This window comes from Algoriphagus hitonicola (genome assembly GCF_900113375.1).
In the GTDB taxonomy this organism is placed as follows: domain Bacteria; phylum Bacteroidota; class Bacteroidia; order Cytophagales; family Cyclobacteriaceae; genus Algoriphagus; species Algoriphagus hitonicola.
The window spans coordinates 61,243-76,414 of the sequence record NZ_FOPC01000016.1 but is presented as its reverse complement, the minus strand read 5'-3'; the positions used below and the strand labels follow the sequence as shown (position 1 = coordinate 76,414).

Genomic DNA, 15,172 nt, shown 5'->3' with positions numbered 1-15,172 from the left:
CCTAGATTCAACTCAACCATGAAAAAGAATTATTTCACCTTTTTTCTCGCCCTTTTATTCACATCAAGTTTTGCTCAGGAAAGCTATGATGTCATTGTCGTAGGAGGTGGTGCGAGCGGGACCTCGGCGGGAATTACCGCTGGAAGATTGGGTGCCAAAACGCTGATTATCGAGCCTACCGAATGGCTGGGAGGAATGCTGACCGCAGCAGGGGTTTCCGCCATAGACGGGAATCATCGCTTACCCTCTGGGATTTGGGGAGAGTTTCGGGATAGCTTAATTGCGCATTATGGTTCGCAAGAGGCTCTTTCGACCGGATGGGTGAGCAATACCCTATTCGAACCTAAAGTGGGAAACCAGATTTTTCGATCCATTGCCGCTGATATACCCCATTTGACGGTTTCCTTGCAGAGTGATTGGCAAAAAGTAAATTATGAAAATCGGATTTGGACTGTGGTTTATTCGGTCGATGGAAAAACCAAAACTGTTGTAGCACCTGTATTGATTGATGCCACCGAACTCGGTGATGTGGCTGCTTCGCAAGGACTTCCTTATCGCCTAGGAATGGACTCCCGAACGGAAATCGGAGAATTCTTTGCTCCCGAAATGGGAAACGATATTATTCAGGATTTAACCTACGTGGTTACGTTACAAGATTTTGGAAAAGGGCAAGACAAGACAATTGCGAAGCCTGAAAATTACGATCCGGCCGAGTTTGCCTGTGCCTGTGCCCATGCAGACCCGATCACAGACAAGGATCCTACGCTGGATTGTGATAAAATGATCGATTATGGTAAACTTCCCAACGGAAAATACATGATCAATTGGCCGAATTGCGGGAATGATTATTACGTAAATCTGGTCGAGTTGAGTCCCGAGAAGCGAAAAATTGAATTGGAAAAGGCCAAGCAAAAAAGTCTTCGATTTATCTATTACATCCAGCAGGAATTGGGCTATAACCATCTTGGAATTGTGGAAGATGAATACCCTACGGAAGATGGGCTTCCCATGATTCCATATCACCGGGAGTCTCGACGCTTCAGAGGATTGGTGGATTTTACCTTGCCTTATGTACGGGAACCTTTTGAAGCACCGAGTCCGCTGTATCGAACAGGAATTGCGGTTGGCGATTATACCATTGACCACCATCATAAAGAACGTCCGGATGCTCCGGCGATAGATTTTATCAAAATCCGGGTGCCTTCCTACAATGTGCCGCTCGGAGCACTGATCCCTCAAGATCATCCTGGGTTGATTTTGGCGGAGAAAAGCATTTCCGTTTCCAATATTGTCAATGGTGCCTCCCGACTTCAACCCGTCGTGTTGGGAATCGGTCAAGCTGCTGGAACTTTGGCAGCTGTAGCATCGAAATCGGGTAAGGAGTTATCTGAAGTTTCGATTCGGGAAGTTCAACAAGTATTGCTTTCGCAGAATGCCTATTTGATGCCCTACATTGATGTCAATCCTTCGGATAAGCATTTTCAAGCCATACAGCGAATCGGTGCAACTGGGATATTGAAAGGGGTAGGAGTGCCTTATCTCTGGGCAAATCAAACGTGGTTTTACCCGGAGAATAAAGTGACTGAGTTTGAACTTGTGGAGGGGCTGCGGTCAATTTATCCCGAATTCAAGGATTTCTGGGGAGCTTCGGGTGAATACCTGACTGGGGCTCGATTTCAAGAGTTATTGGAAATGGTCAAGGAAAATACACCACTTCTAGAAATCGCGCAAGTTTGGAAAAGAAGTGGTCTGACTGGAGAATTTAATACCGACCATTTATTAACTCGCAGAGAGGTTTCGGTGATTTTGGATGAACTTTTAAATCCGTTTGATAAGGAAATAGATTGGGATGGAACCTTTCAAAACTGATTGAGTTGAAGTCAGATTTTTGCCTTGAAATCAACTTCGGTCTATGATTTTAGAGATTTTTTGATCCGTAAAATAAAAAGTCGATTGACCTTCAAATTGGATTTCTTGTCCCTTTTTTATTCCATTGGGTAAATCCTGGGCGGCAGTAGCCCGAAATGCTATTTTAACCTCAAGGCAGTCCGTTTTTTCTTCCCAGTGGAGGATCCGTTGATTTCGTTCTGAAAAATAGGCCAAGGCTTCCGTTGCCTGTTTTTCAAAGCCATCGATTCCCTTGATTTGGTGGGTGAGTTGATCAGCTTGATAGTTTTCAAAAATAATTTCAACATCCAAGCAATCGATCATTTCCCTGACCCGAAGGGCATTATATGCTTGTAGATATCGGTTTATTAGCGACTTTTTATCATCCAAAGTCATCATGAGCTTGCTATTTTTTACACCGCGACGGGAGCTTTGATATGCGGGTGTGGATCATATCCGACCAACTCAAAGTCTTCGTAGTTGAAATCAAAAATATTCTTCACCGCCGGATTGATTTTCATCTGAGGCAAAGGCCTGAAATCACGGCTGAGTTGCAATTTTGCCTGATCTAAATGATTGAGATACAAATGTGCATCACCAAAAGTGTGAATGAAATCACCCGGTTCAAGATCACAAACCTGCGCAATCATCATGGTAAAAAGCGCATAGGAAGCGATATTGAAAGGCACTCCCAAGAAAATATCGGCACTTCGCTGATAAAGCTGGCAGGAAAGTTTTCCCTCAGCCACATAAAACTGGAAAATCGTATGGCAGGGTGGCAAGGCCATATTGTCCACGTCAGCCACATTCCACGCACTCACAATATGCCTTCTGCTATCGGGTTTGGTTTTGATCTGATGAATAAGATTTTTAATCTGATCGATTTCGCCGCCTTTTCCATCCGGCCAATGTCTCCACTGATACCCATAGACCGGACCCAAATCTCCATTTTCGTCGGCCCATTCATCCCAGATGGAAACTTTGTTGTCCTTTAAATAAGAAATATTGGATTCTCCCCGAAGAAACCACAAGAGCTCAATGATGATAGACCGAAGGTGTAATTTTTTGGTCGTGACTACCGGAAATCCTTCAGAAAGATCAAATCGCAACTGATGCCCAAAAATACTAAGTGTTCCGGTCCCCGTTCGATCTGATTTTTGGACTCCCTCGTCTAAAATCTTCTGCATCAGGTCATGGTATTGCTTCATCGGAAAGTATGTTTTTAATATGATCGACAAGATACTATCTTCCCTTGATTTTCAGAAATTGAGTTTTCATTAATGAAGTAAAAAGAAGTTTGTTTCTCTGATTTTCGGAGCCACTTTCATCTTCAATTCTTGATCAGAAAAACAGAAAAAAATAAACCAAAGCACATCCGAATTACTTAACTATTAAGTGAAGCCTAACCAACAACGCCCATTCTTCTTATTTGACTACGGCAAATCAGCCATTAGAAATAAACTATGGTTTGGGTTGGCACTTTTTTTAGTCTTGTTGGCCTTGAGACCGACTCCCGTTTTTGACTATGATTTTGAGCAGTTTTTTGCTCAGCAAGATGAAGATTTGACTTTCTACAATGAATACAAAGAGAAATTCGGTTCGGATAATGACTATCTACTGACGGCTTTTTCATCCGATTCGGACTTCTGGGAAGATGAGGAATCTATTAAGCGCTTTGTGAAACTCTCCGATGAAATTCAAGAATTGGAAGGGGTGGATTCGGTATTTTCGGTTTTCTCGGTTCAGATTCCCCGAATCGGTGCCTTTGGAGTAAGTTTCCGTCCCTTGATTGTTCAGGATGAAGAAGAGGGTCTGAGATTGCAAGGAGATTTGGAAGAATACCGCGGAAAATTAATTTCTGAAAACGGGGATAGTTTTTTGCTTCTGATCAGAAATCAACCTTCTCTCAGTAAGGAAGCAGGAGATCGCTTGTATGATGAAATATTGGCTGCTTTTGATCGGTTTGAGGTCAAACCCATTGCTGTTGCAGGCAAAATCCAAACGCAGGGGGATTTTGTGGAATTGATGCAAAAAGAGTTCGGGCTATTTTTGGGGCTTTCCATCGGGTTGATCATTCTTTTATTGTCCCTGATTTACCGGAAACTCTGGATCATAATCAGTAGTGTGACGGTTATTTTACTGGGAATGCTTTTGGCTTTTGCTGTGATTTTATTGATGGGTCAAAAGCTTGCGCTAATGTCCATCATGCAGCCCACGATTTTTTTGATCGTGGGATTAAGTGCCTGTATCCATTTATTGACTCATTTTATCAATTTTTTAAAAAAAGAAATTGGATTTCAAAAAGCGATCAAAATAACTTTCGAGGAACTTACCACTCCCGTTTGGCTGACTTTTTTGACCACTTCTTTGGGATTTTTATCACTTTATTTCACCACCGTTCCTGCACTAAAAAACTTTGGATTAAGCACAGGAATCGGGGTATTGCTGATGTTTTTTGCGATTTTCTTATTCTTACCTGGTTTACTTTCTCTTTTGGGTTCGAAATGGAAAATTCAACCATTCACTCGGAAAAATCAATTGTCATTGACCCCGTTTTTCAGATTGGTCTTGACGAATAGAAAAACGATCCTGATCGTATTCTTTTTAATTTCGGTAAGTTCCTTGGTTTTAGGTTCAAAGTTAAAAATCAACGGATTTCTATTGGATAACTTGCCTTCAGATCATCCTATTCAAGAAAATTTCCAATATTTCGACCAAGGGTTTAGAGGTTCAAATCCATTGGAAATTTACATTTCAGTGAAAGATAGCAGCAAAAGTCTGTTGGATTATGAAGTACTAAAAGAGATCGACGCTGTCGAGAATCACCTTGAAAAGCAATTGGGTTCTTTAACCATTCTATCTCCAAATTCGCTGGTGAAAACCCTGAATCAGGCCCAAAATCAAGGAGATGAAAAAGCTTATTCCTTACCAAGTAGAGGCCAATTTGCGCGATTGGAGCGAATCCTTTCCAGACTGCCGGAAAAGGATAAAAGACAGGTGCTGCAGAATAACAATAGGGAAGGTAGAATCAGTGCCCGAACCGCCGATTTGGGGAGTAATCGAATGGGTGAAATCAGAAAAGAGTTTGAGGCTTTTGTTGAAGAAGAAATTGACGGTGAGCTTTTGGAACTACGCTGGACCGGGACCTCTTTTTTGATTGATAAAGGACACGAGTCCGTTACATGGCAAATGGCAAGGGGGCTGGGTTTGGCATTTCTCTTGGTAGGCGCAATTGCAGGCTATCTGTTTCGTTCGTGGCGAATTTCCCTGATTTTGTTGATTCCCAATGTGATTCCTTTGATCTGGATGTTGGGTCTGATGTATTTCCTCGGAGTGGAATTTAAGCTGACGACAGCCATTCTTTTTACCGTGGCCTTTGGGATAGCGGTAGATGACAGTATCCATTTTATGAGTAGGTTAAAGATGGAATTGGCCAAGGGGAAAAGTCTTTTTTATGCCATTAAAAGGACTTTTTTGGAAACAGGAAAAGCGATTATTTTGACTAGTGTAGTCTTGGTATTAGGATTTGCGATGTTGATTTTCAGTCAATTTGGAGTGACCTTTTACACCGGATTGTTAATTTCCTCGGCCTTATTATTTGCCCTTTTGGCAGATTTGATTTTGCTGCCGGTTTTACTTTTGCCAATGAAAAAGATTATAAGTTCGAAGCAAAAAAATCAAGGGTAGATTCTTTAAACCCGAAATTTCTGAAAAATCAATCATCATTCTGTTCCTCAAGACAGATTACTTCGAAAACTCAAATGTCGCTGAAATCGGATAGTGATCGCTGTAATCGACCTCTCGGTGGGTTTTGAACTGAATGGGTTTCAGAGATGGACTTGAGAAAATATGATCAATTCTGAGGAAAAACAGAATTCTGTTGTAGGTAAAACCAAAGCCATTCCCGGCTTTTTCGAAGGCATTGACATAATTTTTGCTCAGTCTGAAATAAGTATTGGAATAAGGAAGTTCATTAAAATCGCCCATAATAATGACCGGATGAGGGCTGTTGGAAAGATGATCTTCCAGAAGGTTTAATTGGTTGCTTCGGGCAAGGCTTCCACGGTGGAGTTTTCCGAGTGTTTGTCTGTAGTTTTCTTTTACCCCATCAATATTCTCGAGTGTTTCTGAGTTGATCTGCATGGATTCCAAATGGACATTGTAAATGCGGATGGTATCGGATTGGTAAATTATATCGGCGAAAATCGCTCCATTCGCCCGGTTATTGTCAAAGATTTTTCCCTCGTTTATTATGGGGTATTTTGAAAAAATTGCCATACCATAGGATCTCCTTTTGGCAACTCCTTCGATGATTTGATAGGAATATTCCATATCAGTGTCTTGGCCTAAGATCTTTATGGAATTGCGGGAAGGGGTCGTGTAATCCTGGTAAAACTCCTGAAAAACTTTGATTTCGGCAGGAAATTCCTGTAACCACGTGTAGACACTTGGATCAAATTTTCCTTCAGTTCGGGTTTTGTAATCGAAGAGATGTGAATTATAAGTTAGCACGCGCAACCCCTCTGGATTTTCGTCGATAGGATGGGTTTGAAAGGTGATCACTACAAAGCGATATCCCAAAATCAACACGATGAGCGGGAGAAAAGCAGTTCTTTTCCAAGAGAGAATCAAAAGGAAGAACAGAAAAAGATTGAGTAGATAAAATACGGGTATGAAAAAGGGGAGTAAGCCTACGTATGGAAAGTCTTCGGGTGAAACGTAAACGCTTCCAAAAACCAAAAGTGTACAGATGAAAACAAACCCAATGATGTATTTCATGTAATAGAATAGGCTTAAGAGAGGTCCATGGAATTTGGACTACTGGTACAATTATTAATCCAAATCGATGAACTTTACGTAAAGAAGCAAAAGGAAATCTGAAAAAGAAATCCTTTGAATAATGAATTGAAGAAATTCAAAAACTTTGAATCGCCTCAATTTTGAAGGTTGGCACATTATTAGTTTATTTCCAGTCTAAAGCTACTACTATGAAAAGAATTGTTTTAATTTCCATGAGTGCACTTTTGATTTCGGCAGGTTGGGGCTGTTCTTCCAAAACAGATTCTTCTGAGGAAAATGTCTCCATGGAAGAAAGCCAGGAAACTGAAGAAAATGACCGCCCGAGCCCATTAGAAGTCAAAAGTGGAGAAATAAACGGAAAGGATTTCCGAGTCCAATACGGGTCTCCGGCAGTAAAAGACCGGACGATATGGGGTGATTTAGTCCCTTATGATGTGGTTTGGCGAACAGGAGCAAATGAGGCAACATTTGTGGAAATAGTCGAGGAAATGACCGTAGAGGGCCAATCTATTGCCCCGGGAAAATATTCCTTGTTTACGATTCCCAAATCCTCAGGAACCTGGACGGTGATCTTTAATTCAGATTGGGATTTGGAACATGGTCATTTTCAATATGATGAAAAAAATGATGTATTGAGAGTAGAAGTCAGTCCCGAATGGGAAGAAGCTGTTCAGGAAAGGCTTTCCATTGATATAGAAAATCCGGGTTTGGTGATCAGATGGGAAAAATTAAAATTACCTATTACCATCCAATAGCGATGATTGAAATATAAGTTTGGCCTTTGGTTTATTTGACCAAAGGCTTTTTTTTATGATTCAATTCCGCCAATTGAGGGAAATTGAAACTTTCAGTTAATTTCGCTTTTATACCCAATCTTAATTTATGAAGTATTTCAGCTTTTTTGCGGTATCCTTTATTGCCATTGGTCTCGGATATTTATCCGCGATTCAGATGGGGCCTGTGCCACCATTGGGGCTATTGCTGGATCCGAGTCACGGATTTTGGCAAAATTCTTATAGTGAAGATGATTTGGCTCGCGAGGAAATTGAGATTGAAGGGCTTTCAGCACCGGTTTCTATCCGGTATGATGAAAATTTGATCCCTCATATTTTTGCAGAAAATGAGCTGGATTTGTATCGGGCCCAAGGATATGTGACTGCTCAACATCGCCTTTGGCAGATGGAGTTTCAGACGATGGCCGCTGCCGGTAGGATTTCTGAACTCGTCGGAGAAGTAGCCTTGGAATTGGATCGAATGACCCGACGAAAAGGTTTGGGCTATGGATCCGAAATGGGGATGAAGTTTTTGATAGAAAATGATCCCGAAACCCTCAGTTATCTGGAGGCCTACGCCGAGGGAGTAAATGAATACATCGAAAGTCTGGATCAGGCGAGCCTACCACTAGAATATAAAATTCTCAATTACCGTCCTGAACCTTGGACTCCATCCAAATCTTTATTGCTACTCAAGTATATGACTGACATGTTGGTTGGGGATCGGGATTTGGAATATACCAATCTGAGAAAAATCTTGGGAGATGAACTATTGAATAAGCTTTTTCCAGAATATCCGGAGGAGGTTTATCCGGTAATTGAGTCAGGGAAAGTCTGGGGATTTGAACCGCTCACGGTAGAAAAGCCCGACTCAATCCGATATCCGGATGATGAGTTGCTTCTAGATCCGCTTCCCCAACCAGAGGAAGGAATCGGCTCAAATAACTGGGCGGTTTCGGGTTCGAAAACCAAAAGTGGAAATCCGATTTTGGCCAATGACCCCCACTTAGGGTTGAATTTACCTTCTATTTGGTACTCCATGCAGCTAAGTACTCCTGCATATACCGTGAAAGGAGCTAGTTTGCCTGGAGCCTTGGGAATAATCTCGGGATTTAATGAGTGGATAGCCTGGGGCGTAACCAATGCGACAAAGGATGCTAGGGATTGGTACAAGGTTACCTTTAAGGATCAATCAAGATCCGCTTATCGCTATGGGGATGAGTGGAGAGATGCGGAGGTTCGGCTAGAAGAGATCAAAATAAAAGGTGAAAAGAAGCCCTTTGTGGATACAGTCATTTATACCCACTACGGGCCAGTGGTCTATGATCGAAGTTTTAGAGGAGACCGGCAGGATACAAACTTTGCGTTGAAGTGGACTCTTCATCAAGGATCCAATGAGCAGAAAACGTTTTTGCTCCTCAATCAAAGCAAAAATCATGGTGATTACCTAGATGCTTTAGATCATTATGTCGCCCCGGCTCAAAACTTCGCTTTTGCCTCTCAGGAGGGAGATATTGCCATGCGAATTCAAGGTAAATTTCCGCTTAAATGGGAGGGCCAAGGCAAGTTTTTCATGAATGGGGAAGACCCCGCTATGGAATGGGAAGCGTACATTCCAAACGATCATAATCCTGCAACCCTAAATCCCGAGCGAGGCTTTGTATCTTCAGCAAATCAGCATCCTGTTGATTCACTATACCCATATTATGTTTTTGATCACACCTATGAGCACTATCGAAACCGGAGGATCATTGCTGAGCTAGAATCTATGGATCAGATTACCATGGAGGACATGATGAAATTGCAGTTTGATGATTATTACCTTCATGCCTCAGAAGCCCTTCCCGTAATGCTGGATTTGCTGGGAGAGAATTATGAAAAAAGTGAGCAAGCCGAAAAATACCTGTCTGAGCTAAGGGAATGGGACTTTTATGCGGATCCAAATCAGAAGGCGCCATCTTTATTTATCACCTGGTGGAACAAAACCTATGTAGAACTATGGAAGAATTTATCCAATTCTAAAAGTCCAATTGTCCTGCCTAATAATTATCAAACGAGCAAGTTAATTCTTCGAGAACCTGAATTTGAGCTTTTTGACCATAAGGAAACACCTCAGGTGGAATCGGCTGCAGACCATGTTAAAAAGGGATTTGAGGAAATGGTAAATCAGATGAGGAAATGGGAATCCGAAGAGGGAGATTATTCCTGGGCAAATTATAAGCAGACTACGATAAACCACTTGGTTCCTCAATTTGAATCGTTTTCAGTAAAAAACATCTATACCGGAGGTGGTAGAGGAATAGTAAATGCTACTAGTAAAGGCCATGGTGCGAGCTGGCGGATGATCGTGGAACTCGGTGAGGAGGTCAAAGCAATCGGAATTTATCCCGGTGGACAGTCCGGAAATCCCGGAAGTCGCTTTTATCAAAACTTTATCCCTAAATGGGCAAATGGCGAATACCTTAATTTTGATTTGCGGAGTGAAGGCGATTTGGATTCAGTTTTATTTACTACACAATTAACACCGTCGAAATGAAATTTCTAGGATTCTTTTTTCTAACAGTTTTGCTTGTCGTGCTAGTCAATCCTTGGATTCCTTATTGGGGGGTGATGATCTTGATTTTCATTTTGGGGTTTGTCATGAAATCTGGAAACCTCATTTCTTTCTTTGCTGGAGGCTTGGGAATGGGGTGGGCCTGGATGGGCCAAGGGTTGTATATTAGCCTTTCGACCGGAAGCGATTTGTCCGATAAAATGGCCGGAATCTTTGGGGTTGGATCAGGTGTTATGATGCTGATTTTAACCGGTGTTTTAGGGTTTTTACTTGGCTCATTTTCAGGTTTAGCGGGTAATTTGCTTCGGAAAATATTTCATCGAGAACAAAGAGATATCTACCGAGGACCGGTTTCTTATTAGGATTTTGAGGCGAAAAAATTTAACTCAAATTAGAAGAAAAAGATTTTGTCACTTCTTGCGAATGAGTACCTTTGTTACTCACTTCTGAAAGGTGATTTTTAATGCTGGAATCCTTAATCACATCAAAGACTCGTCTACGACTTCTTGTTAAGTTTTTTGTGAATGATCGCAATCAAAGCCATTTGAGGGGTTTGGCTGATGAATTTGGTGAATCTACCAATGCGATTAGAAAAGAACTTAATAATTTGACTCAGGCAGGGATTTTGTTAAAGCATTCCGATAAAAATAAAATCGCCTATCAGGCAAACACCCATCATCCATTCTTTACCAACATCAGAGACATTATCAGGAAATACCTTGGCTTAGATATGCTTTTGGAGCAGATTTTAGAGCGAATGGGTGAGGTAGAGCAAGTTTTGCTCGTCGGAGACCTTTCCCGTGGGGTGGATTCAGGTAAAATCGATGTGGTCGTGGTAGGGGATGATTTGAATCATGAATACATTAAAGGTCTGACCAAGAGAATAGAGGAATTGATCAATAGAAAGGTGATATTTACTTTCAGGTCTGTTCGATTGGAATCATCCGGCTTGGTGTTATTTGACAAAACTGTCGGCATCTAATTGCCTTCAATCCTTCGTTTATTTGAGTTGCTAGGTCCTATTGGGACTGAAAGGGCGAAGCTGTATGAATTTGGAGATAGATCAAACTTTATACTCTTAGCTCTTTTCCTTCATGATCTTATAAACTAAGTAATTGACCAAAAGTTTTAACTTGCACAATCAAAGCTATTTTCATCCTTGAAACGTTTTATTTTAGCCATTTTATCAATCCGTAAGCAGAGCAAATGGAAAGCTGCTTGGCTTACTGCATGTTTGACAATTATATCCCTTGGGCTTTGGGCACAGAGTTTATCTGATATCCAAAATGTGCGGGTTGACGATTTATCCAATGCACAAATTGGACAGTTGATCCAGCGGGCAGAATCCAATGGTATCAATCCCACTCAAATCGTTGCCTTGGCTCAGGAGCGGGGAATGCCTCCCTCAGAAGCTTCCAAACTGGGAAGGAGAATTAATGAATTTTTGTCAGGAGGAAATACTACCCAACAAACGACTGCTCAAGAAGGTACAGGACGTACTTTTGAAATGGAAACTTCCAATGAGATATTTGACTCTTTAAGAAAATCTGATCCGTATTTTGACTTAAGCCCAGAACAAAAGAAAATATTTGGATTTAAGCTATTTCACAATAGACAGCTGGATTTCAGTCCCAGTCTAAATATTCCCACACCGCTTTCTTATGTTATTGGTCCTGGTGATCAGCTTCTGATCGACATCTATGGGGCTTCACAGCAGTCCTATGATTTAACAGTAAGTCCAGAGGGGCGAATTTTTGTGCCAAATGTAGGACCTGTTTCAGTTGGCGGATCAAGCGTGGAAGCAGCTACTTCCCGACTCAAAAGTAGTTTGGGACGCATTTACTCGGGACTTTTAGGCAGTTCACCAAATACATTTATGCAAGTAAGGTTGGGAAATATCCGCTCAATCAAAGTATCGATGGTCGGAGAGCTAACCAAACCAGGAACCTATACTTTACCCTCTTTTGCGACAGTATTTAATGCACTTTATGCTGCTGGAGGTCCTAATGAAAACGGCGCTTTCCGGACAATTCAAGTCTATCGAAACTCCCGGTTGGAGGCGACAGTGGATATTTATGATTTTTTGACTAAAGGAGAACAAAATAGTAATATCACACTCCAGGATAATGATGTGATTATAGTCCCACCGTTTCAATCCCGGGTAGAGGTAGTCGGTCCAGTGAGGAGAGAAGGGTATTTTGAAACTAAACCGGGAGAATCTATTGAGAAGCTTCTCTCCTTCGCTGGGGGTTTTTCGTCCATGGCCTTCAAAGACCGTGTCACGATCAGACGTTATGATGAAAGTCTGCGGAAGGTAATGGATGTTTCTTCGGCACAATTCAATGAATTTAATCTTCAAGATGGGGATGAGGTGTTGATCGGAGAGGTATTGGATCGGTATACGAACCGAGTTCAAGTCGTTGGGTCGGTAAACCGGGAGGGGGAATTTTCTTTGGTGGAAGGATTAACAGTTAAAGCCTTGATAGAAAAAGCAGAGGGGTTAAGACCCGAAGCATTTATGCAGCGGGCTACCTTATATAGAACCAATGAGGATTTGACTTTGGGCGCTATCCCTTTGGATCTTCAGGGGATTATGGAAGGTGAGTCAGAGGATGTGACATTAAAAAATGAGGATTTACTTTTTATACCAAGCCGATATGATATTCAGGAGGAGTTTTATGTGAAAATCACTGGGGAAATTAATTTTCCGGGTACTTATCCATTTGCCTCAGAAATGACGGTGGGAGATTTAGTGTTGAGGGCAGGAGGATTTTTAGAATCTGCCGCAAATAGCTCTATAGAAATCGCTCGGAGAGTACGAGATTCTCAAAGCGGACAAATCGCGGAAATTTCCACTTTGACAGTTAATCCAAACTTAGAGCTTTCTGAAGAAGAAAAAAATCTACCCTTGAGTCCTTTTGATCATGTATTTATTCGGAGAAGTCCTGGTTTTGAGCGTGAACAGATCGTTTCAGTCAGGGGAGAAGTGATGTACCCAGGCGAATTTGTGATCAAAAATGCCAATGAACGGATTTCAGATATAGTGGAGCGGGCAGGAGGTTTATCTGTATTTGCCTATCCCAAAGGAGCCAATTTGATTCGGAGAACCGTTTATTTTGAAGGGCAAACCGAAGATGAGATCAGAGAGGAAAATCTTCGTCAAATGTGGGAGCGATTGAATCCTGAAACCAATAGAGATCTCAATGAGGCAGAAAAAATGCTTTTTGACCGGATTGATAAAAAACTGGCTGAAATAGAAGAGGAAAAAGTAAAAAAAGAGCTTGAAGAGGAGGAGGAAATGGATCAAGTAATGGTATTTCCAGAATCTGAAAGTCTTGACCCTGAATTGAATAAATCCCGGATGAAAGAAGAAGATTTGGTTGGGATCAATTTGGAGTCGATTATGAATAATCCTGGATCTGAAGAAGATTTGATTTTGATGGAAGGGGATATCCTTCAGGTTCCAAAACAACTTCAGACAGTTCGAATGGTAGGAGAGGTTCTTTTACCAACAACGGCCCGATTTGAAAAAGGGAAAAGTTTGAATTATTACATTTCAAAATCGGGTGGATTCACCGAAAAGGCAAGAAAATCAAAAGCGTATGTGATTTATGCCAATGGAGATGCAGCCCAGACTCGGAGCTTTTTGGGAATTAAGAATTATCCGATCATTGAACCAGGAGCAGAAATTGTTGTTCCTCAGAAGCCTGAACGAGAGCGAATGAGTGCCGCAGGTTGGATTGGAATTGCTTCCAGTTTAGCTACACTGGGGATATTGATTGAGAGGCTTGTCCAATAAATAAACTAAAACATACTTAAAATTTTATGAAAATTGCTGTTGTAGGAACAGGCTACGTTGGCCTGGTTTCAGGAGCTTGTTTTGCAGATGTAGGGATCGAAGTTACCTGCGTGGATATTGATGCAAAAAAGATTGAAAAACTTAAAAATGGCATAATGCCTATTTACGAACCCGGTTTGGAAGAGATCGTGGTTCGGAATTATAAAAGTGGAAGGTTACATTTCAGTACCGATCTGGGTGAGGCGATCCAAGGTGCGGAGGTTGCTTTTATTGCGGTAGGGACACCTCCCGGTGAGGACGGATCAGCGGATTTAAAATATGTTTTATCCGTGGCTGATGAAATTGGTCAAAAAATGACTGATTATATCGTAGTGGCCACTAAGAGCACTGTACCGGTCACTACCGGGGAAAAAGTGAGAACTGCCATTAAAACAGCTTTGGCTAAAAGAAATTCAGATTTGCCTTTTGCAGTAGCTTCCAATCCGGAATTTTTGAAGGAAGGAGCTGCAGTGGAGGATTTTCTAAGACCCGATCGCATTGTCATTGGAGTAGATGATGAGCGTGCCGAGAAAATCATGCAACGTCTATACAAACCTTTCCAACTAAGTGGAGAGCGAATTATCTATATGGATATTCCATCTGCCGAGATGACTAAATACGCTGCGAATGCAATGCTTGCCACCAAGATTTCTTTTATGAATGATATCGCCAACTTGTGTGAGCGGGTCGGTGCCAATGCGAATATGGTCAGAAAAGGAATCGGATCAGATCCCCGAATAGGAAATAAATTCATTTATCCCGGCGTGGGTTATGGAGGTTCATGTTTTCCAAAGGATGTGAAAGCCATCATTCGGACCGCAAGAGAATACAATTACAATCTTCGTGTTCTTCAATCAGTAGAGGATGTAAATGATGATCAAAAGCATATTTTGGCAGCTAAGGTAAAAGCTCACTTTGGAGATGACCTTTCTGGAAAAACCTTTGCCATGTGGGGCTTGAGTTTCAAACCGAATACAGATGATATGAGGGAGTCACCGGCCGCGGTGATTATAGATGAATTAAGAGCTGCCGGTGCAGAGGTAAGAGCTTATGATCCCAAAGCCATGGAAGAAGCGCGGGAGCATTACATCTTTGACAAGGTCACCTACTGCACGGACGCATACGATGCTTGTGTGGATGCTGATGCCTTGCTTTTGGTGACCGAGTGGTCGGAGTTCAGAATTCCAAGCTGGGATGCAGTAGGGAAACTTCTAAAAAACAAGGTGGTTTTTGATGGTCGTAATATCTATGACAAAAAATATTTGGACTCCCTTGGTTTTGTTCATTACGGGATCGGATCAAAATAATTAAAATGAAATC

Annotated in this window: 11 protein-coding genes; 8 read left to right on the top strand and 3 right to left on the bottom strand. The window is 41.6% G+C overall.

The genetic code is table 11. The features are described from left to right. The first annotated feature begins 18 nt into the window (after window positions 1-18). The gene (locus tag BM043_RS17500) at window positions 19-1,869 is read left to right on the top strand and encodes an FAD-dependent oxidoreductase (RefSeq protein ID WP_092794026.1); all 1,851 of its coding nucleotides are present in this window, start codon (window positions 19-21) and stop codon (window positions 1,867-1,869) included. Window positions 1,870-1,899: 30 nt separating this feature from the next. Here the strand turns inward: BM043_RS17500 and BM043_RS17495 are convergent, their stop codons facing one another. Further along, window positions 1,900-2,286, bottom strand: coding sequence for a nuclear transport factor 2 family protein (locus tag BM043_RS17495; RefSeq protein ID WP_143189571.1), 387 nt, complete (start codon window positions 2,284-2,286; stop codon window positions 1,900-1,902). 14 nt (window positions 2,287-2,300) lie between these two features. Beyond that, window positions 2,301-3,095, bottom strand: a complete 795-nt coding sequence (locus BM043_RS17490; RefSeq protein ID WP_092794024.1) for a thymidylate synthase — start codon at window positions 3,093-3,095, stop codon at window positions 2,301-2,303. Between the two features lie 187 nt (window positions 3,096-3,282). On the opposite strand from BM043_RS17490, the gene BM043_RS17485 reads away from it, so the two are divergent. Beyond that, a complete protein-coding gene (locus tag BM043_RS17485; protein WP_092794022.1) occupies window positions 3,283-5,574 on the top strand; it encodes an efflux RND transporter permease subunit in 2,292 nt (763 codons plus the stop codon). A gap of 57 nt (window positions 5,575-5,631) precedes the next feature. On the opposite strand, the gene BM043_RS17480 is transcribed toward BM043_RS17485, so the two are convergent. After that, window positions 5,632-6,666 (bottom strand): endonuclease/exonuclease/phosphatase family protein, encoded by a 1,035-nt coding sequence (locus BM043_RS17480; protein WP_092794021.1) that lies wholly within the window; start codon window positions 6,664-6,666, stop codon window positions 5,632-5,634. A gap of 209 nt (window positions 6,667-6,875) precedes the next feature. On the opposite strand from BM043_RS17480, the gene BM043_RS17475 reads away from it, so the two are divergent. The 6 genes from BM043_RS17475 to BM043_RS17450 all read left to right on the top strand — a co-directional run bounded on the left by BM043_RS17475 (window position 6,876) and on the right by BM043_RS17450 (window position 15,159). Beyond that, entirely contained in the window at window positions 6,876-7,442 is a 567-nt protein-coding gene (locus tag BM043_RS17475; protein ID WP_092794019.1) for a DUF2911 domain-containing protein, read from the top strand. Between the two features lie 127 nt (window positions 7,443-7,569). After that, the gene (locus tag BM043_RS17470) at window positions 7,570-9,996 is read left to right on the top strand and encodes a penicillin acylase family protein (protein WP_092794018.1); all 2,427 of its coding nucleotides are present in this window, start codon (window positions 7,570-7,572) and stop codon (window positions 9,994-9,996) included. Continuing rightward, the gene (locus BM043_RS17465) at window positions 9,993-10,376 is read left to right on the top strand and encodes a hypothetical protein (RefSeq protein WP_092794016.1); all 384 of its coding nucleotides are present in this window, start codon (window positions 9,993-9,995) and stop codon (window positions 10,374-10,376) included. The genes BM043_RS17470 and BM043_RS17465 overlap by 4 nt, the downstream gene beginning before the upstream one ends. A 191-nt stretch (window positions 10,377-10,567) precedes the next feature. After that, the gene (locus BM043_RS17460; RefSeq protein ID WP_317042391.1) at window positions 10,568-10,996 is read left to right on the top strand and encodes an ArsR family transcriptional regulator; all 429 of its coding nucleotides are present in this window, start codon (window positions 10,568-10,570) and stop codon (window positions 10,994-10,996) included. A 252-nt stretch (window positions 10,997-11,248) separates the two neighbouring features. Further along, window positions 11,249-13,813 (top strand): SLBB domain-containing protein, encoded by a 2,565-nt coding sequence (locus tag BM043_RS17455; RefSeq protein WP_092794040.1) that lies wholly within the window; start codon window positions 11,249-11,251, stop codon window positions 13,811-13,813. 26 nt (window positions 13,814-13,839) lie between these two features. Next, a complete protein-coding gene (locus BM043_RS17450; protein WP_092794013.1) occupies window positions 13,840-15,159 on the top strand; it encodes a UDP-glucose dehydrogenase family protein in 1,320 nt (439 codons plus the stop codon). Window positions 15,160-15,172: the final 13 nt, after the last annotated feature.